Origin of the sequence: Pseudomonas sp. A-R-19, assembly GCF_019956575.1 — a bacterium.
In the GTDB taxonomy this organism is placed as follows: domain Bacteria; phylum Pseudomonadota; class Gammaproteobacteria; order Pseudomonadales; family Pseudomonadaceae; genus Aquipseudomonas.
Genome location: NZ_JAHBDR010000011.1, coordinates 126,092 through 149,061 on the forward strand (window position 1 = coordinate 126,092; position 22,970 = coordinate 149,061).

A 22,970-nucleotide genomic window follows, 5' to 3' on the forward strand; every position below is an offset into this window, starting at 1 on the left:
TAAATGATGTCTATGGATTTAGCCGATTTGTTGCGCGAAGCACTACGTCATAGTGGCTGCAAGGACAGCCAGATAGGGCATTTTGACAGTCACAGCACGATTGAAATGCAGATGAAGAACCTGCCCGATATCAACGTGGCGATGGTCGATGGCGATGTCTGGGTCTGGTCGACGGTCGCAGAAGCGAACCCGAGTGCAATGAACCAATGTGCCTTCGACTTGATGCAGTTCTTGCTTGAGGGCAATCCTTTTTCCCGCACCGGGCAATTGCACCTGTGCGTCGTTCAGGAACGGCTCGAACTGCGGTTGATGGCCAATGCCCATGCCCTCGGTGATGCTGAACACTTCGCGCAAGCCCTGGATGCTTTTGTGCAGGCGACCGAAACGCTGTGCGAACTTTTACGTCGATGAACACCCGGCTGGAAAGGCATGCGGCCCATCCCTTGCGCTTGAGCGGTCCCTTGATCGAAGCCGCTTTGGGCGATGTGGTAGTGGGCGAGGTCTGTGAAGTACGGCGGCATTGGCGCCAGCCTCAGGTCGTGGCCCGGGCGCAGGTCATCGGCTTCAAACCCGACGCTGTTCTGCTCAGCCTGCTCGGTGATGCGAAAGGCTTGTCCAGGGAATCGATGATTGTGCCCACGGGTTCTACCCTGCAACTGGCCTGCAGTGACGCCTTGCTCGGCAGCGTGGTCGACCCCCAGGGCACGATCGTCGAGCGTCTGGCGCCATCGACGGCGGTTGCTCTGCGGGACTATCCGGTGGATGCCGACCCGCCGTCGTACCAGCAGCGGCGCCCGGTGGCGGAGCCGCTGCACACGGGTATTCGAGTGATCGATGGTCTGTTGACCTGTGGTGTCGGTCAACGCATCGGCATTTTCGCCGCCGCCGGCTCCGGCAAAACCACCCTGATCAATATGCTGATCAATCACACTGATGCGGATGTTTTTGTCATCGGCCTGATCGGCGAGCGCGGCCGCGAAGTGACCGAATTCATCGAGCATCTGCGTCAGTCTGAAATACGCTCACGCTGCGTGGTGGTGTACGCCACGTCGGATTTTTCCTCGGTGGACCGTTGTAACTCGGCGCTCCAGGCCACCGCCATCGCCGAGTATTTCCGTTACCAGGGCCAGCGTGTAGTGCTGTTGCTGGACTCGTTGACGCGCTATGCCAGGGCCCGTCGCGACCTGGCCCTGGCTGCGGGTGAAGCACCGGCGCGACGGGGCTATCCGGCCTCGGTGTTCGATGCCTTGCCGCGCCTGCTGGAACGACCGGGTGTGACCGCTTCCGGCAGCATTACCGCCTGGTACACGGTGCTGCTGGAAAGTGACGACGAGCCGGACCCGATCGCCGAGGAGATTCGTTCGATTCTCGACGGACACATCTACCTCAGTCGAACCTTGGCGGCCAAGGGGCACTACCCGGCAATCGATGTGTTGCGCAGCGTCAGTCGCGTGGCGACGCAAGTCACCCCGCCGCAGGTGCAGCAACTGGCAGCGGCGACCCGGGATACGCTGACGCGGCTTGAGCAGCTGCAGGTTTTTCTCGACATGGGCGAGTACAGCCCAGGCGCGGACCCCGCCAATGACCAGGCGCTGCAACGCCGCGCGGCCCTCCACCAGTGGTTGCGCCAGCCCACGGACGAATGCTGTGAACCGGACGAGGCCCTGGGCCAATTACAGGGGCTCATGGCATGAATCCATTAGCCGATCGTCTTCGCCTGTTGGCGCTCAGCCAGTTCCGTCGGCAACGCGCTGAACTCTTGATCGCGCGTACCCGGCAACAACTGCAGGCGCTGGTGCAGGAGCGGGCTGCTTTCGACGGACAAGAAGTGGCGCTACACAGTTTGTTGGCCAGCCATCGCGCCAATGACTGTGTGCTCGATCACGGGCAACTGTTGGCGCTGTTGCGAAGGCAAGCGGTCATTCGGCGGCAGATCAATCTGTTGCGCCTCGAGCGTGACCGGGTCGATCAGCAGTGCCGGGAGATTGAGCAAGTGTTGCTGGAACAGCGCGAGCAACTGCGGCTCGCGCAGCGCAAGCACGACAAGTACGAAGGGACTGTTCAGCAGCTGTTACGCAGGCAACGGCTGGAGCAGGTGCGCCGGGATGAAAGAGAAGTCGAAGAAATGAACGGAGTTTCGCGATGAGCAATGCATCTGTAATTTCACCCTTGCCGGTTCAACCCTTGGACGCCGTCACCGAACAGCCGATGGATGAGTTGCACGACAGGCTGGTGCCAGTGCAGGAGGATGATCTGCCACAAGGTGTTCTGGAGCTGATGGCGCCGTTGATCCTGCGGCATCGGCCCCTGATGGACACGGGTCGCGCAATCGCTTTGCAGGCGATGGTCACGCTCCCGGAAAAGCTCGCTGCTGAACTCGACGAAGTACGGCCGCTCACACCGGTGCCACATCCACAAGCGCAGCCGCTGTTGAGTAAACCTGTGCAGCCTCGGTTGTTGTCACCCCTGGCTGACGTTGCGCCTGTTGTCGACAGAATTGTCGCGTCGGCACCGGTAAACCTGGCGACTCCGACCATTGTTGGGTCAGGGCCAATCCAGCCCCTATCGATTCCGACCATTGTTGAGTCAGGGCCGATCCAACCCCCATCAAACATCGTCGAGCCGCTCCCGGTCGATCGTGCCGCCAGTCCAGGTGCACCGCCGATACCTGAGTTGGAAGGGCAAAGGCCCGAAGCCTTATCGAGCCTCCTGACCGCGCGCCATGTGCCGACAGTTGCATCACCCGCGGTCTCGGCGCCCGTGAACCCGCCATCGCCGCATGCCCTCGACCCGATCATCGAAACCTTGTCGATTGCCGACCGGGGTTTGCTGCAGGTTCCGTTCAATAAAGGCACCGTCAGCGGGCAAGTGACGATCAGCCGCGTGGCCGATGAGCCCACCCGCAACCTGCAACTGAGCCCGAGCAATGCCCAGGTTTTCGAACAACTCAAGGTGTCGCTGGAACACGTCCGCGAACCCGCCTGGCGCCTGACCGATAGCGACGGCGAACAGCAGCGCCAGGGCTCGCGGCAGCCGCCGGACGACGAGCAGACCGAAGACGGGCAGGGCGCATGAGTGCACTGAGGTTGCGCCGGATCAACGCCCAGGCGCATGCCGCCGCGCAAGCGATACGACGCTGGCGGAGCGCGGATATCGACGCCGGTTCAAGCCATCCGCCAAGGCAATCGGGCTACCTGTGTTTTCGCGCATCTGGCAAGGACGGGGAATGGCAGGGTTTGATCGATGCCCACGACTGGTTGCATCGATCACTCCCGGGTTTGCGGGCGTTACTGACGGTCGAGTGCTCGCTGATGAATATCGCCGAGCTGTTCCGCGCGGTGCCGCAACCCTTGCTGCTGGAGGTAGACGACTTGCACTACCAGCAAATTTCCGACGTCGATGGGGTCCTTCCCGGGCAATTGCCGCCGCAAGAACTGCCTTGGCTCGACACGTCTCGTGGGCGCCTGTGGCTGACCCGATTGCCACCGGCACCGACCGCCAGCCAGCCCCTGGCCGCCGACTCATGGCTGAGCGATTTGCCGCTACACCTGGAGCTGATGCTGGGGTCGAGTCACCTCAGGCATGGGGTACGGCTGAAGGCGGGCGATGTCCTGCGAATCATTCAGCGTTCGCAACGATGCTGCCTGGGGCATCAATGCCTCGGCGTTTTCACCTTTACTGAACAGGGGATACACATGCAATCGACCGTGACCGACGTCGAAGGCTCGACGGATTCCGATGCCGATTTTGACCTCGACGCTCTGCCGGTGCGCCTGCAATTCGTGCTCGCGACCCAGGAAATCGACCTGGCCACGCTGTCGCGGATCGTCGGGGGACAACTGATCCCGCTGGCGGACGATGCAGCGCGTCACATCGAAGTACGCGCCAATGGCAAGCCGGTGGCCCGTGGCGAACTGGTGCAACTGGAAGAGCAGTTGGGTGTGGAGTTGCTCGAGGTCTATCGCGACGGCTCACCGGACGGAATGCCGCGATGAATGATGTCTCGCTGATCGCGTTACTGGCGTTCGCTTCACTGCTGCCGTTTCTGGTGGCGGCCGGCACCTGCTACATAAAGTTTTCCATTGTCTTTGTCATCGTGCGTAACGCCTTGGGCTTGCAGCAGGTGCCCTCGAACATGGCCCTCAATGCGATTGCCTTGATGCTGGCGATTTTCGTGATGACACCGGTGATGAAACAAGGCTATGGCTATTACAAGGAAGAGCAGGTGGCCTTTACCGACATCGAGTCAGTCGTGAATTTCGCCGAGAACGGCTTGGGCGGATACAAGGATTACCTGCGCAAATATACCGACCCGGAACTGGCGCTGTTCTTCGAGCGGGCGCAGGCGGTGCAGAGTGAGTCCGACAGCGGTCTGCCCGTCGATGAAGAACTCACGCCGTCGCTGTTTTCCCTGCTGCCGGCCTACGCTTTGAGTGAAATCAAAAGCGCCTTCAAGATCGGCTTCTACCTGTATTTGCCGTTCGTCATCGTCGATCTGGTGATCTCAAGCATCCTGCTGGCGCTGGGCATGATGATGATGAGCCCGGTGATCATTTCGGTACCGATCAAGTTGGTGTTGTTTGTTGCACTGGACGGCTGGGCGCTGCTGTCCACCGGGCTGGTCAAGCAATACCTGACCTTGCTGGCATAGGCGCGGGCTCATGAACGACCTGGTCTATGCCGGCAATAAAACCCTGTACCTGATCCTGTTGATGGTGGCCTGGCCGATCATTGTCGCCACGGTGGTCGGCCTGGTGGTCGGTTTGATCCAGACCGTGACCCAATTACAGGAGCAGACACTGCCGTTCGGTTTCAAGCTGTTGGCTGTCGCCGCGTGCCTGTTCCTGCTTTCGGGCTGGTATGGCGAAACCTTGCTCGATTTCAGTCGGGAAGTCATCCGTCTGGCATTGGCTTAGCGCGATGTCGGTGATGCTGTTTTTCGACCTTTACACTGGGTTCGCCGCCGCCATCCTGGGGTTTGCACGCCTCGCGCCGATTTTTTTCATGATGCCGTTTCTCAACAGTGGCGTGCTCACGGGCGTGCCACGCCAGACTGTCATTGTGTTGGTGGCGTTGGGTTTCTGGACTTATGTCGGCGTGCCGCTGCCTGACCTCGACGGGTTGGCGTTCTTTGGACTGGTGTTGCGTGAAGCCGGTATTGGCGTGCTGCTGGGATGCCTGCTGTGCTGGCCGTTCTGGGTATTGCACGCCATGGGTAACCTGATCGACAACCAGCGCGGGGCAATGCTCAGCAGCACCGTGGACCCGGCGAACGGCGTCGATACGTCGGAGCTGGCGAATTTCCTCCAGTTGTTCGCCGCGGTGGTTTATCTCGAAGGCGGCGGCATGTTGCTGATGCTCGAAACCGTTGGCCACAGCTACCGTATTTGCGCGCCGGCCAGTGGTTGCGAAATGTACCTGCCATCAGTCCTGAGCCTGCTCGATGCTCTAGTGAGCAAGACACTGGTGATCAGCGCGCCGGTGGTGGCCACGCTGTTGATCAGCGAAGCGCTGCTTGGCCTGCTCTCGCGGTACGCGCCGCAAATGAATGCATTCTCGGTGTCGCTGACGGTCAAGAGCCTGGTGGCGTTGGTGGTACTGATGCTGTATTTCGGCGTGCACCTGCCGGATGAAGTGCTGCGCATGGGCATGAAATCCCATGGGCTGGAGCGCTATCTGGGCAACGACGGGGAGGCCGCCGATGTCGTCCAGCGCCTCGAAAACTGAAAAACCCACCGCCAAGCGACTGCGCGATGCGTCACGCAAAGGGCAGACGTTCAAGGCCAAGGATCTGGTGGTCACCTGCCTGACCCTCTGCGGCATCACTTACATGGTGTTCAACAGCTCATTGTTCGAGGTCATGGAGGTCTATCGACGCATCATTGCCAGTGACTTTGACATGGACATGCAAGCGTACTCGGCGATGCTGGTGCTGGTCGGGCTCAAGGCGTTGCTGCCTTTGCTGCTGGTGTGCGTGTTGAGCAGCGCATTGCCTGCGCTGTTGCAAAGCGGCTTTGCGCTGGCCAGCGAGGCCTTGAAGCTCAATCTCGGTGCGCTGAACCCGATCAATGGCTTCAAAAAACTGTTCAGCCTGCGCACCGTCAAGGACACGGTCAAGGCGTTGCTGTACCTGGGCAGCTTTGCCATGGCGCTATGGATCGTCTGGGTCACGCAGCGGCAACTGTTGTTTGCCCAACTGTTCACCCAGGCACCGGAGCTGTTCGCGATCTGGGGGCACTTGTTGCTGGTGCTGGTGTTGGCGTTCCTGGGATGCGTGCTGCTGATCGTCGTGCTGGATGCGTTGAGTGAGTACTTTTTGTTCATGAAAGATCAAATGATGGACAAGGACGCAGTCAAGCGCGAACACAAGGAGCAGGATGGCAATCCGGAAATCAAGGGCCGTCGTCGCGACCTGCACAGGGAACTCCTGTCCGAGCAGGTCAAATCCGATGTGCGCAGCTCGCGGATGATCATCGCCAACCCGACGCACATTGCCATCGGTGTGTACTTCCGCCCGGAAATTACTGTGCTGCCGTTCATCTCCCTGATGGAAACCAACCAACGCGCCCTGGCCGTTCGCGCCTATGCCAGGGAAGTCGGGGTGCCGGTGATCAATGACATCGCATTGGCCCGGCGGATATTCAAAACCCACCAGCGCTACAGCTTCCTTCAAGTACAGGAAATTGAGGAAGTCCTGCGTCTGTTGATCTGGCTCGAACAGGTCGAGCAGGCCTGATTTCCCCTTTTTTCTTTTTCCTCCAAACGTTGGCATGAGCGCAATTTGGCAGCGTGTTCACCAGTGCTTTGGCTCAATGCAGTCGTCAGCAGCGCTGACGTTATTCAGGAGTGTGGCTGATGAGTCGCGACAAACAACAAGATGAACAACTGGCCCTCGAAGTCGTGGATGCAGTGCTCGGTGGCGTGGCGTTGAAAGACGTACAAGGCATCAGTGACGAGCACATGGGCAGTCTCTATGCCTTCGCGTTCCAGTTTTACGAGCAGGGGCGGCTGGACGATGCCGAAAAGTTCTTCCACTTCCTGTGCATCTACGACTTGAACAACAGCCATTACTGGATGGGGTTGGCCGCCGTACACCAACTCAAGCAGAACCACCAGAAAGCGATCGACCTGTATGCGATCGCCTTCGCCCAAGGCAAGAACGATTACCGGCCCATGTTGTACACCGGCCAGTGCCACCTGGCGCTGGGCAAGATCGGCAAGGCCAGGTTGTGTTTCGAATATGTGCTTGAACAAGCCACGGAAGACGATCTGCACAAGCAGGCTCAGGTGTATCTCGACACCTTGAGTCACATTGAGCAGCACTGCGAGAAAAGTGTTTTTTAATCTGGTGTGGAGAGATGAATGTGAATGTAGACTATTCTTTGACTTCTCAACAATTTGTGCCTTGTACTGATATAGTCGGTAATGCTAAAGCGTTTTCAGAGCTTTATTTAAAGAGTGATTTTAAAAATATCCCCTCTGAAATTCATATGGTTTGGGTAGGTTCTCAACCTGGCAGACAGCAACAGGAGTATCTACGGCAGTGGGCGGAAAAAAATCCTGGGAGTACTGTTAACCTATGGGTCGACTCTTTGCAGTTTGATGCTTTTTCGACTCACAAGGCTATAAGGGGAAAAATCGGGGAGTTGTTTTCTGATCCCCGGCAGTATCAGGCAGAAAAGCTGTTTCGTGGACTGTTCAGTCAACTCAATAGCACATTGGGTAAGCCGGTGACATTTCAAAATGAATCGGCGAAAAGACAAGCGCTTAAAGATATAAATATTGAACTGTCTGCCAAGTGCAATGAGCCGTTCAGGCAGAAGCTACTGTCAAATAAAAATGAAGTCACCGCTATCAATGCAAGTGAGGTGTTGGAGTCGTTTCGCAGACTTACACAAGATAATGATGAAAAGTTTCTGCTTGCAGATCGCCTGGTTCTTGATCAAACAATAAGGTCTTGGGACTGCTTGGCTGGAACTAAGTCGCGTGACATTTCTTCGCTAAATAAATTACAAGATTTGTTTTCTGACGCTAAAAATATTCGTATTCGTGATTTGAGCAATCCCAGTGATATTCAGTTACAGAACAGAAGTGCCTACAATCATGAGGTTGTTGGTCGTAATGGTGCTTACCCAGCCGCTTCAGATATCGCACGCTATGAAATTTTGTACAACTATGGTGGGGTTTATGTTGATATCGATCTAGAGTGTTTGCAATCACTTGCCGGCTCTTTGGAATCTCATCCCGGCCTCATGTTGGTTGGATTAAGGGTAAATAAGAAAGATGCAGATGGTAATGTCATGCCTTATTTTTCCAATGCATTACTGGCTAGTCATGCTAAAAGTGAAATGCTGGCGGAATTTATTCAAAAAATTGGTGAAAAATATCAATGCCTAAAGGGTAACGAATTTGATGGTGACCGTTACTTTAGCCGACCTAACAGAAGCACTATTGATCTGACCGGCCCGAATGCATTACGTCATCATGTCGATACTTTTGTGCATCAGGCGCAAGAACAGGCGGACTTGGTGCGTAATGATGCTTTTTCATTGGCGGAAGCTATTTGGGGAAAAGCAGATCCCGAAAATAAAGTATTTTGGGAGGCGGTGGAGTCGCATATGACGTTGCCTGAGGGTTATGTGAATTTCGAGACGGAAGAGCAACAATTGAGTGCAACTTATGCCATGGCAAACTCCAATGGATAGAAGGTAATGCCTTTGCGCTATAAATATGTTAGTCAGATTTTTATATTCTGAATTGAGTTGTTAAGTGCGATTTGGGTTTAAGGTGAAAGGAATTATCTTTCCAGTTAAGACCAAGACCTGAGATCTGTGCTGGGCGTCGAGCGCTGGCATGAGCGCAATTTGGCAGCGTGCTCACCAGCGCTTTGGCTCAATGCAGTCGTCAGCAGCGCTGACGTTATTCAGGAGTGTGGCTGATGAGTCGCGACAAACAACAAGATGAACAACTGGCCCTCGAAGTCGTGGATGCAGTGCTCGGTGGCGTGGCGTTGAAAGACGTACAAGGCATCAGTGACGAGCACATGGGCAGTCTCTATGCCTTCGCGTTCCAGTTTTACGAGCAGGGGCGGCTGGACGATGCCGAAAAGTTCTTCCACTTCCTGTGCATCTACGACTTGAACAACAGCCATTACTGGATGGGGTTGGCCGCCGTACACCAACTCAAGCAGAACCACCAGAAAGCGATCGACCTGTATGCGATCGCCTTCGCCCAAGGCAAGAACGATTACCGGCCCATGTTGTACACCGGCCAGTGCCACCTGGCGCTGGGCAAGATCGGCAAGGCCAGGTTGTGTTTCGAATATGTGCTTGAACAAGCCACGGAAGACGATCTGCACAAGCAGGCTCAGGTGTATCTCGACACCTTGAGTCACATTGAAAAGGATTGTTCGGAGACAGAACATGAGTGAAATCAGAAGCACCTTCAACCCGATATTTTCGGGCTCGACAGGTCGAGACGAGGCCTTTGAGAAATATGGCAAGGCGGCCAGCCAGGCCGCCAGGACGGCTGACTTTCAAAAGGCCGGCCAAGAGGCATTGGCGCGCCTGACGTCGGTGAGCTACGAAAGTCAATCCGGCCCATCCGTCGCCAGTGCTGGCAGGCCCGTGCTGCATGCGCCACCACCGCGCGCGGACGGCAACAAACAGGAAACCAATGGTGACCTGTTCACCCTGTTGATGGCGATGATCAGCGAGATGCTCGGCGAGGTCGACGTCAACAAACTGAAAAATCGCCTGGCGATGCTGCAAAGCATGGCCGGTGCCAGGCAGCAGGGGCATGAAAAACTGGCGGCTGATTACGCCGCAGCCGTCGAGGCGCTGGAGGTTGCCGAGGGCGAGATCGGGAGCAGCCAGGAGCACCTCGATCAGTTGCAGGAACGGGTTCGGCATGTCCAGGGATTGCTGGATGAGAGTGAAGCACGGCTGGCGGGGCTGGATCCGGAGTCACCAGAGTATGCGAGTGAGCTGGCGCTACGCGACAAACTCAAAGGTGAGCTGGCGGGCCATACCCAGACACTGCAAAAGGCGACCGACGCCCACCTGAAACTGATCGAGCTCGCCAACGCCTGCGCCAAAACGCTGGCCGCGGTGGCCGTGAAAGTACAGGAAGCCGGGCTCGGTGGACCCTCGGTGAAGGAGTCCAACGAAAAGGCGCTGAGCAGCAGCGCACTGGCATTGCTGAACCGCTTGAAGATCATTGAATTGCTGGGTGATGCCGCGCAGAACAAGGAAGAGATCAATCAAGAGCTGTTCCTGGAGCTGCAAGCCAAGCTTCAGGAGCACATGAAGCTCGAGTCGGAAAAGTATCTGGAAGAAGTCCGCAAGGCCGAGGCGTTGCAGAAAACCATGGGTTGCATTGGCAAAATCGTCGGTGCGATCTTGACCGTCGCGACCATCGTCGCCGGCGTGTTGACCGCCAACCCGGTGCTGATCGCGGTGGGTGTGATGGGTGCGGCGATCATGATTTCCGACGCCGCGGTTGAGGCGGCGACCGGTATGTCGTTCATGGCCGAAGCCATGAAGCCACTGACCACTGTGATGCAGGAAGCGATCAAGCTGTTCACCGAGCTCTATACAAAATTGCTGGTGGCATTTGGTGTCGACCCTGAGACCGCCAAAGACATCGCGCAAATCGCCGGCATGATCCAGGGGATCGCGGCAACGCTGGCTGCCGTTGCGTTGGTGGCCGTGGTCGGGGCACAGGTGATCGGGCCCATGATCGGCGCCATCGCGTCGAAACTGGCCTCGGCAATCAGTGGTGTCGCGCCTGCCGCGATGCAGGTGTTCAAGCAGGCGGCCTCATCGGCTGGTAACTCACTGACCCAGATGCTGACCCAGTTGCGCGGCTTCATCACCAATGGCGCCGATGCCGTGTCCCTGGCCCGTTACGGAGCCAATCTGCAGATTGCCCAGGCCGTCACTGAGTTCGGCAATGTGGCCGTGCAGGGCGGACTGCAGATCGCCAGCGGCCATCACCAGGCCCAGGCCGCCGAGCACCTGGCTGACGTGCGGGTACGTATGGCAATCAGCGAAGAGATCACCGCCTACCTCACCCGCCTGGTGGAAGACTACGGCCAGGCGATGCAGGTCCGTACCCGACAAATCGAACAGGTGTTTGCCGACATGCAACGCAGTCATTCCGTCAGCCTGCAAATGTCCCGGCACGTTTGAGCCCATTGATAAAAGGAATATGCCGTGACCACGATTTATCCCACGACCAGAACCATTCCTACGCTGTTGAACCCGCTCAACGATGCAGGGCTGAGCGAGTTGATCGCTCAGGATCAATTTTCAAAAGCCCTCAAAGGCCAGCGTCTTCCAGGTTCGACGATCGATCAGCTCGCCGAAAAGCAAGTACTCCAGAGCAAAAACTCCCCAGCCCCTGCGGCTGCGCAACTCGAAAGTGCAATCGACGCCTACCAGCCCAGTGAAGCGGACTGGCAGGATTTCACCTCGGCGTTGATGATGCTCCCCGATGAAGTGCGCGAGGATCTGATGTTCGACCCAGGGGCCTGGGAAAAACATGCCAATGTACTGATCGCTGCCATTATTGCGCTGAACATCGCCAGGGTCGTCAACGCACAATTGCGCGGGCATTTTGGCGTCATGGCGGCGGAGGCGGCGAAGTCCCAGGGCGCAGCCATTGTGGAGTCCGGCAATGCGGCCTTCTACAGTGCCGTTACTGCTGCCGTAGTGTCCGGAGCAATCGCCGGTTTCGCCATGTTCAAGGCGTTCCAGGGGCTGGGGCTTAAACATACGGATATCAATCTGCATAAACGCAACGCCCTGGATGCCAGCAATATCAAGAGCGACCTCGAGCAGCATCGTTCCCGTAATGAATGGGACCCGCAAACCAACTACAAGATAAAAACCTTCGATGACTTCGGCCGCACGACTTCAGTCGATATCAAACCCAAGGGTTCCACACTGTCGCCTCAGGAGCAGGCGTGGTTTGACGGGGAAATCCTCAAGGCGCAGAAGGTTGGGCAAACCTCCGACTGGCTGAGCCAGATGGGCAGCAAGGGCATTGAGAAAAAACTGGAAATCGGCCGCTCGCTCAGCGCCATGTCGATGAACCTGAGTCAGGTCGTGTCCAACCTGGTTCGTATGGCCGAACACACAGCGCGGGAGAAAGAAGTCCTGCAGCAAAGTGCACAAAATACCCAGAAGAGTTTGAGTGACGAAGTCGGCCAGAAAGACTCGGCTGATGCTGCACTCCTGCAAAAAATCATGGACATCGTGATGCAGCTTTTCCAATCGCGTGCTGATGTTATGAAAATGGCCTAAGTGAGGAAAACAATATGAGAATTGCAGAGTCCTCACATCCAGGAAACAGTTTGCCCGCTGACTCCAATGCCATCGTTGATGCGCCGCTGCCTGCCGAATTGCCTGTCGAGGTCCATGCCGGATTTTCCCTTACACAGTTGCTCGAAGTTTCGGTAAAGGCGCTGAATCGTAACCTGGAAAACATGCTCAAGTGCCCGGCGGGAGTTCCAAGGGAGCTTCAAGGGTCGCCTGCCGAGATCTTGGCGCAATATTTCTCGTCTGCTGAGTTTGCCGAGCAAGTCCACGCCAAACGTATTCGATCGCTGATGTGGACACACCAGATGCGGCAGAGTGGAACGGTGTTCAACCATTGCCTCGAAACGCTGCCAATGCAGCAACGTCAGCAACTCTACGATGAGAAAGATCGTATTCTCGATGAGCTGAGACAAATGTCGGTGCCGGATGAGATCGCTGACGAGTTCGATCTGAGAATTAATTCTTCAAATGAGTTTTTTGACAAGCTGCTCGAGCTGATTGACCTGATCAAGAACGGTTACCTGGCCGGTTATGAACACATCATCGCGGCCTATTCGAACTTCTTTTCCGACTTCAATACTGAAATTCTCGCGAGAATGGGCGAGTACATCAACGGCGCGAACGACGGTAAAGAGGTCAGACTGGATGCAATAGGATTGAGAGTTCTGTTGGATTCCCTGCTCGCGAAGTACTCGCCCCCCAACCCTGCCGCCGTACTGTTTCCAGAACCCGGCAAGGGTGGCGCCAGCAGGGAAGAGGCCGAGAGTTGGCGCAAAGCATTGGGCCTGCCCGAAAGTTGTCTCCATCAAAATGCCGATGGCACTTATTGTGTAATCATCGATACCGGGCCGCTGGCGTCGATGAAAAAAGAACTGCCAAATGGAGTGGTTATGTGGGACACCGCAAAATTCCAGGCCTGGCAAACCGGCTTCAATGCCCAGGAAGAGCGCATGAAAAACACGTTGCAGTCCTTTACCCAGAAGTATTCAAACGCCAACTCTTATCATGATAACTTCAATAAAACCTTGTCTTCACATCTGAATCAGTACGCAGATATGTTGAAGGCTATGTTGAATTTTTGAAGCGAAGCTGCCGCTTATCAGTAAAAGTAAATAATGTTCTTGATGCGGGCATGCGCCGGGCTTGTTCAGCCTGGCGTTGTGCCCGATTTTTTGTTGGAGGGAGCAATGTCGGGTTCCATGAGTGATGATCTTGAACATCAGATTATAAAGTTGCTGTCAGGCTATTTGCGGGTTGATCGACGGACGATCAACCCGGATTCACGACTGGTGGAAGATTTGTGTGTTGATTCCGTGGGTGTTGTAGAGATTGTCATGTCCATCAATGACGAGTTTGGTATCGATCTGCCAGATGCTGATGTGACGGAGTGGCGAACGGTCGGTGACATTTGTTGTTTGGTAAGAAAATGCATAATTTCTAAATAAAGCCTACTGCTTATGTCGTGTTTTCCTACGTCATAGAATTACTAGTCCTACGGAATCCTCCTTCTCAACTTCCTATAGTCACGCGGCTTGTCATCTCGAGCCTGATTACCCACAGGCTTGATTGCGCTTGAGTAACTTTCTATAGAGAAATTTCAGAATATGGACAGTGCAACTGATCAATCGCCGGTCAAGTCATTCGTTTTTGACCACTGGCTATTGCAAGGCGATGGAACGCTGATGCGGGATGGAGAGGGGGTTCACGTCCCGCCCAAAGAGTTGAACGTATTGCGCCTGCTGCTGAATTCGGCGGGGTCGGTCGTCAGCAAGGATTATTTGCTGGACCAGGTATGGCCCGAGATGGATGCAGCCGAAGAATCGTTGACCCGCTGCATTTATGCATTGCGCAAGCTGCTCAGGGAAAACAAGGATTTCATTGCGACCGTGTACGGCCAGGGTTATCGATTTACCTGTGCGGTTGTCGAACTCGACACACCGGGTCAGGCGAGGGCCGTGGCGCCTTCGCTGGCTGTCCTGCCGTTTCGCAATCTGGAGGAGACGGCAGCGCTGGATTTGCAGGATGTGATGATCCGTCAGTTGACGTTGGCGTTCGGCGAGGTGTTGCACGTCATCCCCTCGGGATTGATGGCGACCTATGCACAACCGGTCGATATGCGGTCGCTGATCGGGCAGTTGTCTGCGGACTACTGCTTGAGCGGGCGCTGCAGCGGCCCGAGCGATCAGCAGCAATGGTCGGTCGAGTTGATCCGTGGCCGCGATCACGTTCTGCTGCATGGGCAGACACTGGATGCCCGTGATCCCGGGGCATCGCTTGGGGCATTGACGTGCCTGGTTGCGCAGCGCATTCCCGGTTTGAGCCTGGTCGGTGATGCCTGCGCGTCATACCCGGCCGCGGTGGCGTACCTGCGTGGTTTGTGCAGCGTGCAGCAGCACACCCCGCAGAGTCTGCGCGATGCGCTGGTACAGTTTCGCCAGTGCCTGAAACTCGATACTGGGCACACGCTGTCCTGGTATGGCCTGGCGGATGCGTGGCTGGGGCAGGCAATGATCGGATCCTGTGATCAGGGCCGGGCAATCGATGAGGCACAATCGGCGATTTCCAATGCCCTGGCATTGGACCCTGGCAACATCCCTGCATTGGCTCGCCTGGCTTTGCTCACCAGTCTGCGCGGCAGCGAACAGGCAGCCCAGGTACTTTTCCGACGCTGTCTGCTGAATGCCGATCAGGCTGACGTACATTACTTGCATGCCTGGCATCACTGGTTCTGGCGGCGCAACGAGCAGGCTGCGCAAAACATCGACAATGCTCTGCGCCATGATCCTGATTGCGTAAGGGCGCAGGTCTTGCGTATGCGCATTGCGCTTGCCGCAAGTCCCGAGTCGGCCTTGCAGATGGCTCGTCGAGCCCTGCAACAAGGCGCCTCGGGCAATTCGTTGCTGGTGATTCTGTATGCCGTGGTATTGGCTTATTTTGACCAGCACGCGGCAGCCTGGGGTGAGCTCGAACAGGCCGGGCTCTGCGAAAGCGCAATCGGTGAACAGGGCCTGGCTGCCTGGAATGTGCTGTTCGGCGTCAATCCATTCAATGCCCGCGACCTGTATGCGAACTGGTTGGCTCTGGCCAGGCTGCGATCCGTTGATGACATGTCGCCAACCCGTTGGTCCGGTTTGACAAGTAGTCCAGTGGTCGCGCCGCTCTGGAGTTCTTTGCAACGAGAACCTGATGTGGGCTACCAGGCATCGTCGCAGGATCATCCTGACCACGAGCAACCGACGCTGGTCAGCGAGCGGCATCTGGCATGACGCCGCGCAGAATCAAGTGGCTAACGGTGCTGGTGTGCCTTGGCGCGAGCCAGGCGCAAGCCTGGTGCTGGAGCCAGGCGGGGACCCGACATGCGATCGAAGCCGAACTGCTTCGAGCGATTGCCGATGTCGAATCAGGACAGAATCCGAACGCGATTAACTACAACAAGGACGGTTCGCGAGATATCGGGTTAATGCAGATCAATAGCTATCATCTGCCCCGTTTGAGCGCTCAGGGCATCACTGAGCAGCGCCTGCTGGATGATCCTTGCCTGTCAGTTGAAGTCGGTGCGTCGGTGCTTGCCGAATTTATCTCGCGTTACGGCTACAACTGGACGGCAGTGGGTGCCTATAACGCCGGCAATTCTCCTCAACGGCAAGCCGCGCGCCTGCGCTATGCGCGCAAGGTCTGGCAGCGTTATCAGGAGTTTTCCCAGGCTCGACAATGAGGGTGCGATGAGCGCTGGCGCAAGATTCTGATCCTGCGCAGGGCGTGATCGGCAGAATTCGATCATGAAGCCTGCAGCCAGCCTTTCTACCATGCCCGTTCATTTCATAGCCCTGGAGCTTGAACGGTGACAGTTCTGTCAGCCCCCGACCCACAACCTTGCGTTCTACGGATACTCAATGGCGCGCTGCAAGGTTGCGAATTCCCCCTCGGCGAAAGCACAACCCTGTTCGTGGTAGGGACAGTGGATCTGCTGGGAGAGGGGGGACTGACTGCCAGCGTCCCGGCCGATGCCATCTTCGTACCCCTGGAATCGGGGGGATGTAATTTTGAGGTGTTGGCCGATCAAGTCACGCCGCAAGGCCTGCCGCTGCGGGTGCTCGATGAGTCCACGGAAGTACGCCACTGTGCTTTCCACACCCGGGTGCAGATCGGCGCCCTGCAAATCGCCTTGCGGCCTGGAGACCAATCCTGGGCACCTGAACTTCTCGGGCTGCAACCTGACACTACCGCTGACGCCGCCGCTGTCGTGTGGTGGCGCGCCCCTTGGTCTGCATGGGGCGCCAGCGGTCTGGCGCTGGCTGCCCTGGTCACCGCGGTCGGCATCTGGTCGGTGCCTGGACCCACACCTGAAACCGATGTTCGCGCGTTGATCAGCGGAGCCAGTCACGAAGCCAAGGTGTTGAGCGGTCGTGACAATGCGATCTATGTGTTCGTGGCTTCCGAACGCGATGCGGGCTGGAGTCGGCAAGTGCTGGTGCGCCACAACACGCTGAGCGGCAAAGTGCTGGTGATGGACCAGGAGCGTCGTCGGTTGGAGCATTTGCTGGTTGACCATGATCCACAACTGGCCTGGCACTCCATTGATCTGAAGGATCCATCGGTACCGCGACTGTTGCTGAGCACACAACGCAATCTGCTCACCCCTCAAAAACAGGCAGAACTGCTCGATGCACTGCTCTCGGCCGCGCCTTATGCCCGGGACATAACGGTGCAAACGCAGGATGACAACCTGCTCGTCGATCTGGCGCAAGAAGGTTTGCAGCGCCTGTCACTGGCCTTCAGCCGCATTGAGCACGAGGACAGTGTCACCTTTGCCGTTGCAGGCAATTTGCAGGACTCCGAACTGGCGAACGCCCGCCGCTACATCGACAGCTTTTACCGGCAGTGGGGTGATCGCTACGTGCACTTCACCGTCGAGCTCAAGGACGACTTGCTCAAGGACAAGTCGTTCCAGACCGGCCCGCAGGGCTACATCAAGATGACCTCGTCATCCTGGCATTTTCCTACACAACACTAAAAGGTGACTCATGGCCGACATTGCTATCCCCATCGACTTTGCCGATGACTTTCTCGGGCGTCAGGCCGAAGCGTTCGAAAACGGTGCCGCCTCCCTCAAGACCGCGCTCGACAAAGCGCTGGATGACTTGAAGCTGGATGCCTCGGACCCTGGTCTGCTGGCGGCTTATCAGGCCGCGTTTTCGTCCTACACGGTGTTTCGAAACGCTCAGACCAACACGATCAAGGGCTTCAAGGATATCGACATGGCGATCATCCAGGCAGCTCGCTGAGTCTTCCTTTTTGACCGGCCATTGGTACGTGCCAATGGCCATTTTCACGAGTGCATGGCATGGCTATTCAAAACATTTCTCTGTCTGGCATCGATCGGACAGTCTTTACGGAATTGCGCGGCCCCCACGAAGGCCCGGTCGTATCCCTTGAGTCCCGATTGATCGAAGCGTTTGCCGGCTCCGCGGTCAACAGCGAGCAGGACGTTTCAGCGATCAATCAGATGCTGCAGCGCCCGGATATCACCAATCCCGAAGTACTGACCCATTTGCAGGAGCTGACCGGGCAATACAACGTGGATATCAACTTGCTTAACGTATTGGTCCGCAAAGCGGTAGGCACTGCCGAAACCCTGCTGCGTGCCTCATGAAGCCAGGCGTTTTGCTGATGCTGTTGTGCCTGGTGCTAGCGGGGTGTCGCCAACCCAATCTGCTCGAAGGGCTGGATCAGCAGCAGGCCAATGAAGTGCTTTCGGTGCTGCAGCGCAACAACATTGCCGCGGTGAAAGTCGATGCTGGCAAAACCGGCTATGCGGTGAAAATCAATCAGGTCGATTTTTCCGCGGCGGTCGATTTGCTCAACCTCTATTCCCTGCCTTCGCGGCCGCGCCTGCAAGTGGCGGAGATGTTTCCCGCCGACTCGCTGGTGGCCTCGCCCCGCGCTGAAAAAGCCCGGCTTTATTCGGCGCTGGAGCAGCGAATCGAACAGTCGCTGGGTGTGCTCGAAGGCGTGGTGTCGGCGCGAGTGCATGTCAGTTACGACCTGGAGGCCGGCGAAGGCGGGCGCAAGACGCCACCTGTCCACCTCTCGGCAGTGGCGATCCATGAGCTCGACGTCGACCCGCAATTGCTGATCACCGACATCAAGCGTTTTCTCAAGAACAGTTTTGCGGCGGTCGAGTACGAGAACATCTCGGTGGTACTGTCCAGGCGCTCGCCGACCCAGCATATCGCGCCGTCCGTGGCCGCCACGCAAGGGCCTTCGCCCTGGATCTGGTGGTTGTCCGCGGTGACCGGATTGCTATTGGCCGGTGGCGCAGCCTGGGCCTACCGCCAATCAAGCGCAGGGCAGCGTAATGTCGCACGCTGAAGGTTTATCGGAGATTCTCGCCGAGCCCCTGAGTTATCTGCATCCGCAGCGCCTGCCTTTGCCGGAGGAATTTGCCGGGCCTGAGGCACGAGGTCTGCTCAACCGAATACTGCTCGAAGGTCTGGAAAAACGCCGGGCATCGCCTGCGACGCCGTTGACGGCCGTGGCGCAGCAATGGGTTCGCCATTGGCGCCAGTTGCCCTACATCGCCAGGCTGATGGGCGCTTATCGCTTGATGCCCGATCTGGCGCGAGGCGCGACGTTGCTTTGCCTGCCATTGCCTCTGCGTCGGTTCGCCGGTTACAGCCTGGGTGTTCGATGCGCCCTGCCGGTCGGGCGCTCGCCTGTTTCGATAGAACAGGTCGAAGCCGCCGGCCTCAACGCGTTATGGAGTTGGTACGAGCAGGTACCGCCAGTCTTGCTCGAACGCCTGACCCTGCAATTTTCCGAACCGGTTGTTCGCCTGCACCGGCAATGGCCGGTCACGCAACCCGATACAGCTCTTTTCTTTTTGGCGGTGCAACATGCTCGACTCTATCCGAACCCTGACTGACCTTCCCGAGGCGAGCGATGCACTTGTGTCTCGCGAAGACATCGCCGCCGCGCGTCGGCGTCGAGCTTTGCAGCAACAGGCTCAGCGCTGGGCCCGTGATTGTGTAGAGCAGGCTCGGCGTGACGCCGAAGCGGTGCATGCCCATGCCTTTCAGGAAGGCTATGCCGCGGGCATCTTGCTTGCGACCGAGCATCTGGCCAAGGGCTTGCTTGAATCCCAGGCGTTGGGGCAGCAATTGCGCAGCGACCTTGCTCAGGCCGCTCGCGACTTGCTCGCGGACGCGTTGCAGCGTCCCGAATGGCTGGACGAAATGTTCGAGCGTTGGCTGACGGCACAACCGACCGGCTCGGGCGCGGTGTTGCAAGTGCTGCTGCCGATGCATTGCCGGGCGCAGGGCAATGAACTGCGCGAGCGCTTGAGCAGGCTCTGGTCCGGCGAACTGGTCCTCGACTATCACCCGCAAGAGCGCTACGTGGCGCGGCTTGCGGATCAACTGCTGGAATTCGATCTGGAAACGACGCGGCAACGACTGGAACCGCGCTTGCTGGCGTGTGTCGCGAATCTGCCGGAGTCGGTTCGCGCTCTGGACCGGGCTGCCATGCAGGCGCTCACGGATCTGTATTCAACCTTTGCCGAACGCTCGGCCGGTTGCACTGAAACTGCCCCGACCGAGGTTCGCCTTGAAGATTGAAAGCGGTTCGAGCCTGCACACGGTTGAGAGCGGGGCGCACGCAACGGTCGAGTCGCTTGAGTCACGCGTGCTTGCGGCCAGCCAGCAGGTGCCTGACAACCAGCGCCCGGACCCCGAATTCGAGCGTTTGTATGAGTTGCTGTCAGCCATGGAGGGGCAGGGAGAAAAGGCCATCCATGGGTTTCTCCGTTCGCTTCGAAGTGCAGATGGCGAATCCCCCGCGTACCCCTCTGCGAAGGCGTTGATGGCGATCACGCTGCAGGTGCTGTTCCGATTGAAGGACGACGGGCTGGAAAAGTCGCAGCTTTATAAGGAAATCACAGGTGCCAATGGCCTCGCGTTCAGCATGGACGTCTTCGTCAAGGGCGTGCTGCGTGATGTGTTTCAACCGATGGGGGATGAGGCTTGGGAGAAGAGTGAGTGGTGAGGCCGAGCAGTAGGAATTCAATTAGCTGATCAGGGAGACGAGGATGAATATCTCGAATGTTGGTTCAACAGGAAATATCTTTGTCATTTCAGGCAATGACACCTCACGCATCAGTTCAGCTGCCAGCGGTTTGATGGAAGCTCTTGATCTCGCGAGCCCGGTTTTTCAAGCGAGAACGCTAGGGTCGCCAAGGGAAATTGCCGCGGGGATGGAGCTCCTGGATCGCAGGGTTGCGAGTGAGTTGCAGGTGGTCGAGGCTGGGCAGGGCGAGACAGATCAAACTTTGGCGACAGCGGTGCGGGGCTTCATTGAGGGGGAGGGCTTGCCGAGAGAGGGGGGATCTAGTGAGTTATTCGCTAGAGCCGCCGAGTTGAATGCTCTTGATACCCAGCAAACCCGCGAAAGTCGAATGCAGTCCATTGTTGATGCGGGCTTGGAGTTGCTTGAGAGCGCCCGAGGGCCCGGGCTGAACCTGCTTAATGTTGCGGCGCGCACGGGCTTGGTCGTCGCGCTGACCACGGTGTTGCGTCAGATCGTCGGTTTCTACGTGGAGAAAGCTATCCGGGAGGGCGATTCGCCCGAAGCATCTCGCGCATGGGAGGTAGCCGCCATCACGATGATTGGACCCGCGATGAGCCTGATGGGCGCCATCCGCGACGAGTGCGCAGGCACCGCCAATCTTCAGACTCGACTGGGCCGAGTGTGTATGGCGAGCATCACGATGGGGTCGCTGATCGCGGCGCATCTGACCGGTGCATCCAGCTCAATGCTATCGAGTGCGATCAATACGAATGTTTATACATTTGCCCGGGACCTGTGCAATGCCTTCTTTCCTTTGAATGACAACGCCGGAGCGGTGACTGCCCAAGCGACGGCAGTCTCCATGACAGCCTTCGGTACGGTGCAGTATCTGTTGGAGCAATTGGGCGCACTGATGCCTCTCAGTGGCCCGGGGCGCGCAGCGGCGGGTGCAGGTTGGAGCCTGGGGGCCGATGCCATTGCCGGAGCACTCAATGCTGTTGGCGCAGTGGTTGACGATGCCATTTTTATCCTGTGCCGAAGCTGGCCGCGGTTATTGTCAGAAGTGGGGCTGAGGTCGGTATCGGTTGACCCCGAATCACTCCAGCAACGTGTTCTTGAAGTGCGCACCGAAGCACGCGTGCCCACGGCACAACAGTTGGGGAATGCGCTGTTCAATAACGGGGCATCGCGAACTTCTGCGTTTATGGGCCTTGTTCTTGTCTTGGGGGCCGTAGCCAGTGAACTGTCTTCAACTGAACTTGGAGATAACGCTCAAGCTCAAATCCTGAATATCGCCCTGGGAGTAATGATGATGCTCATTTACTTCCCATTCATCTGGAGTTGCTCCCAGAGCACGCCAGCGGCCAAACCTGCAGCGCAGTTGCAGGAGTAACCTGATGTGCCACCACCCGGCTCGCAGCGGCGATCCGGGCGGTGGATGAGGTTTGCGATGTTGAATCGCAGAGTTTCTCGCCCGCTACCCTCCACACGGCTATAATCGCCCCACTTTTCGTAGCCTTGAGTCAAACCCGCCCATGTACACCCTGGCCCGTCAGCTGTTGTTCAAACTCTCCCCGGAAACCTCCCACGATCTGTCCCTGGACCTGATCGGCGCGGGTGGGCGTCTTGGGCTCAACGGCTTGCTGTGCAAGGCCCCGGCGAAGGTGCCGGTGAATGTCATGGGCCTGGACTTCCCGAATCCGGTGGGGCTGGCCGCCGGGCTGGACAAGAACGGTGCGGCCATCGATGGTTTCGCCCAACTGGGTTTCGGTTTTGTCGAAATCGGCACCATCACCCCGCGTCCGCAGCCGGGCAACCCGAAGCCACGTTTGTTCCGTTTGCCGGAAGCCGAGGCGATCATCAATCGCATGGGCTTCAACAACCTCGGCGTCGATCACCTGCTGGCCCGCGTGGCGGCGGCCAAGTACAAGGGCGTGCTGGGCATCAACATCGGCAAGAACTTCGATACACCGGTCGAACGCGCCGTGGATGACTACCTGATCTGCCTGGACAAGGTCTACGCCCACGCCAGCTATGTGACGGTCAACGTCAGTTCGCCGAACACGCCGGGCCTGCGCAGCCTGCAATTCGGTGATTCGCTCAAGCAGTTGCTGGCCGATCTGGCCGAGCGCCGCGCGGAACTGGCCTTGCGTCATGGCAAGCATGTACCGCTGGCGATCAAGATCGCGCCGGACATGAGCGACGAAGAAACCGCACAGGTTGCGCAAGCGCTAATCGAAACCGGCATGGATGCGGTCATCGCCACCAACACCACCCTGAGCCGCGTAGGCGTCGAAGGCATGGAGCATGGCGACGAGGCCGGTGGCCTGTCCGGCGCACCGGTTCGCGACAAGAGCACCCATACCGTGACAGTACTGGCATCGGAGCTGGGTGGTCGCCTGCCGATCATCGCTGCCGGCGGCATTACCGAAGGCAAGCACGCGGCGGAGAAAATCACCGCAGGTGCGAGCCTGGTGCAGATCTATTCGGGCTTCATCTACAAAGGCCCGGCGCTGATTCGTGAGTCGGTAGACGCCATCGCAGCGCTGCGCTGAAGACTGTTGTGGGGGGGCTTTTGTGGGG

General features: G+C 57.6%; 27 protein-coding genes. All 27 read left to right on the forward strand.

The features are described from left to right. The first annotated feature begins 3 nt into the window (after positions 1–3). On the forward strand, positions 4–411 hold the full coding sequence (locus KGA88_RS00885) for a CesT family type III secretion system chaperone (protein WP_110660175.1): 408 nt from the start codon (positions 4–6) through the stop codon (positions 409–411). Beyond that, positions 408–1,694 (forward strand): type III secretion system ATPase SctN, encoded by a 1,287-nt coding sequence (gene sctN, locus KGA88_RS00890; protein ID WP_223588285.1) that lies wholly within the window; start codon positions 408–410, stop codon positions 1,692–1,694. The genes KGA88_RS00885 and sctN overlap by 4 nt, the downstream gene beginning before the upstream one ends. After that, positions 1,691–2,146 carry a type III secretion protein gene (locus tag KGA88_RS00895; protein ID WP_223588245.1) on the forward strand — a complete coding sequence of 152 codons (456 nt, stop codon included), beginning with the start codon at positions 1,691–1,693 and terminating at the stop codon, positions 2,144–2,146. The genes sctN and KGA88_RS00895 overlap by 4 nt, the downstream gene beginning before the upstream one ends. Beyond that, positions 2,143–3,075, forward strand: a complete 933-nt coding sequence (locus KGA88_RS00900) for an invasion protein (protein ID WP_223588248.1) — start codon at positions 2,143–2,145, stop codon at positions 3,073–3,075. Before KGA88_RS00895 ends, KGA88_RS00900 begins: the two co-directional genes overlap by 4 nt. Beyond that, positions 3,072–3,995, forward strand: coding sequence for a FliM/FliN family flagellar motor switch protein (locus tag KGA88_RS00905; protein ID WP_223588250.1), 924 nt, complete (start codon positions 3,072–3,074; stop codon positions 3,993–3,995). Before KGA88_RS00900 ends, KGA88_RS00905 begins: the two co-directional genes overlap by 4 nt. Next, positions 3,992–4,651: an EscR/YscR/HrcR family type III secretion system export apparatus protein gene (locus KGA88_RS00910; RefSeq protein WP_223588252.1), complete on the forward strand. Its 660-nt coding sequence runs from the start codon at positions 3,992–3,994 to the stop codon at positions 4,649–4,651. Before KGA88_RS00905 ends, KGA88_RS00910 begins: the two co-directional genes overlap by 4 nt. Positions 4,652–4,661: 10 nt before the next feature. Continuing rightward, complete coding sequence (locus KGA88_RS00915) at positions 4,662–4,916, forward strand: EscS/YscS/HrcS family type III secretion system export apparatus protein (protein WP_007993424.1); 255 nt, start codon at positions 4,662–4,664, stop codon at positions 4,914–4,916. Positions 4,917–4,920: 4 nt separating this feature from the next. After that, positions 4,921–5,727 carry a type III secretion system export apparatus subunit SctT gene (gene sctT / locus KGA88_RS00920; RefSeq protein ID WP_223588254.1) on the forward strand — a complete coding sequence of 269 codons (807 nt, stop codon included), beginning with the start codon at positions 4,921–4,923 and terminating at the stop codon, positions 5,725–5,727. After that, on the forward strand, positions 5,702–6,736 hold the full coding sequence (locus KGA88_RS00925) for an EscU/YscU/HrcU family type III secretion system export apparatus switch protein (RefSeq protein ID WP_110659787.1): 1,035 nt from the start codon (positions 5,702–5,704) through the stop codon (positions 6,734–6,736). Before sctT ends, KGA88_RS00925 begins: the two co-directional genes overlap by 26 nt. 119 nt (positions 6,737–6,855) lie before the next feature. Beyond that, entirely contained in the window at positions 6,856–7,344 is a 489-nt protein-coding gene (sicA, locus tag KGA88_RS00930) for a type III secretion system translocator chaperone SicA (RefSeq protein WP_223588256.1), read from the forward strand. Positions 7,345–7,364: 20 nt separating this feature from the next. Next, positions 7,365–8,705, forward strand: a complete 1,341-nt coding sequence (locus tag KGA88_RS00935) for a TcdA/TcdB catalytic glycosyltransferase domain-containing protein (protein WP_223588259.1) — start codon at positions 7,365–7,367, stop codon at positions 8,703–8,705. A 233-nt stretch (positions 8,706–8,938) separates the two neighbouring features. Further along, positions 8,939–9,430, forward strand: coding sequence for a type III secretion system translocator chaperone SicA (gene sicA, locus KGA88_RS00940; RefSeq protein ID WP_110659786.1), 492 nt, complete (start codon positions 8,939–8,941; stop codon positions 9,428–9,430). Beyond that, positions 9,423–11,192 (forward strand): type III secretion system translocon subunit SctE, encoded by a 1,770-nt coding sequence (gene sctE / locus KGA88_RS00945; protein WP_223588261.1) that lies wholly within the window; start codon positions 9,423–9,425, stop codon positions 11,190–11,192. The genes sicA (KGA88_RS00940) and sctE overlap by 8 nt, the downstream gene beginning before the upstream one ends. 24 nt (positions 11,193–11,216) lie before the next feature. Further along, positions 11,217–12,308 carry a cell invasion protein gene (locus KGA88_RS00950; RefSeq protein WP_411740823.1) on the forward strand — a complete coding sequence of 364 codons (1,092 nt, stop codon included), beginning with the start codon at positions 11,217–11,219 and terminating at the stop codon, positions 12,306–12,308. A 14-nt stretch (positions 12,309–12,322) separates the two neighbouring features. Further along, positions 12,323–13,405 carry an IpaD/SipD/SspD family type III secretion system needle tip protein gene (locus KGA88_RS00955; RefSeq protein WP_223588266.1) on the forward strand — a complete coding sequence of 361 codons (1,083 nt, stop codon included), beginning with the start codon at positions 12,323–12,325 and terminating at the stop codon, positions 13,403–13,405. 117 nt (positions 13,406–13,522) lie between these two features. Further along, a complete protein-coding gene (locus KGA88_RS00960; RefSeq protein WP_223588268.1) occupies positions 13,523–13,768 on the forward strand; it encodes an acyl carrier protein in 246 nt (81 codons plus the stop codon). A gap of 159 nt (positions 13,769–13,927) precedes the next feature. Beyond that, positions 13,928–15,589, forward strand: coding sequence for a winged helix-turn-helix domain-containing protein (locus KGA88_RS00965; RefSeq protein ID WP_110659782.1), 1,662 nt, complete (start codon positions 13,928–13,930; stop codon positions 15,587–15,589). Then, the gene (locus KGA88_RS00970) at positions 15,586–16,038 is read left to right on the forward strand and encodes a transglycosylase SLT domain-containing protein (protein WP_223588270.1); all 453 of its coding nucleotides are present in this window, start codon (positions 15,586–15,588) and stop codon (positions 16,036–16,038) included. Before KGA88_RS00965 ends, KGA88_RS00970 begins: the two co-directional genes overlap by 4 nt. A gap of 126 nt (positions 16,039–16,164) precedes the next feature. Beyond that, entirely contained in the window at positions 16,165–17,337 is a 1,173-nt protein-coding gene (locus KGA88_RS00975) for a PrgH/EprH family type III secretion apparatus protein (protein ID WP_223588272.1), read from the forward strand. A 10-nt stretch (positions 17,338–17,347) separates the two neighbouring features. Beyond that, complete coding sequence (gene sctF / locus KGA88_RS00980) at positions 17,348–17,608, forward strand: type III secretion system needle filament subunit SctF (RefSeq protein ID WP_110659779.1); 261 nt, start codon at positions 17,348–17,350, stop codon at positions 17,606–17,608. 59 nt (positions 17,609–17,667) lie between these two features. Continuing rightward, the gene (gene sctI, locus KGA88_RS00985; RefSeq protein ID WP_110659778.1) at positions 17,668–17,976 is read left to right on the forward strand and encodes a type III secretion system inner rod subunit SctI; all 309 of its coding nucleotides are present in this window, start codon (positions 17,668–17,670) and stop codon (positions 17,974–17,976) included. Beyond that, positions 17,973–18,695 (forward strand): EscJ/YscJ/HrcJ family type III secretion inner membrane ring protein, encoded by a 723-nt coding sequence (locus KGA88_RS00990; RefSeq protein WP_110659777.1) that lies wholly within the window; start codon positions 17,973–17,975, stop codon positions 18,693–18,695. Before sctI ends, KGA88_RS00990 begins: the two co-directional genes overlap by 4 nt. Continuing rightward, complete coding sequence (locus tag KGA88_RS00995; RefSeq protein WP_223588274.1) at positions 18,682–19,248, forward strand: secretion system protein; 567 nt, start codon at positions 18,682–18,684, stop codon at positions 19,246–19,248. Before KGA88_RS00990 ends, KGA88_RS00995 begins: the two co-directional genes overlap by 14 nt. Next, positions 19,220–19,939 (forward strand): oxygen-regulated invasion protein OrgB, encoded by a 720-nt coding sequence (locus tag KGA88_RS01000; protein WP_110659775.1) that lies wholly within the window; start codon positions 19,220–19,222, stop codon positions 19,937–19,939. Before KGA88_RS00995 ends, KGA88_RS01000 begins: the two co-directional genes overlap by 29 nt. Continuing rightward, entirely contained in the window at positions 19,929–20,366 is a 438-nt protein-coding gene (locus KGA88_RS01005) for a hypothetical protein (protein ID WP_223588276.1), read from the forward strand. Before KGA88_RS01000 ends, KGA88_RS01005 begins: the two co-directional genes overlap by 11 nt. A gap of 43 nt (positions 20,367–20,409) precedes the next feature. Further along, positions 20,410–21,780 carry a hypothetical protein gene (locus KGA88_RS01010; RefSeq protein ID WP_223588279.1) on the forward strand — a complete coding sequence of 457 codons (1,371 nt, stop codon included), beginning with the start codon at positions 20,410–20,412 and terminating at the stop codon, positions 21,778–21,780. A 142-nt stretch (positions 21,781–21,922) separates the two neighbouring features. Then, positions 21,923–22,942 carry a quinone-dependent dihydroorotate dehydrogenase gene (locus KGA88_RS01015; protein ID WP_223588281.1) on the forward strand — a complete coding sequence of 340 codons (1,020 nt, stop codon included), beginning with the start codon at positions 21,923–21,925 and terminating at the stop codon, positions 22,940–22,942. The last annotated feature ends 28 nt before the right edge of the window (positions 22,943–22,970 follow it).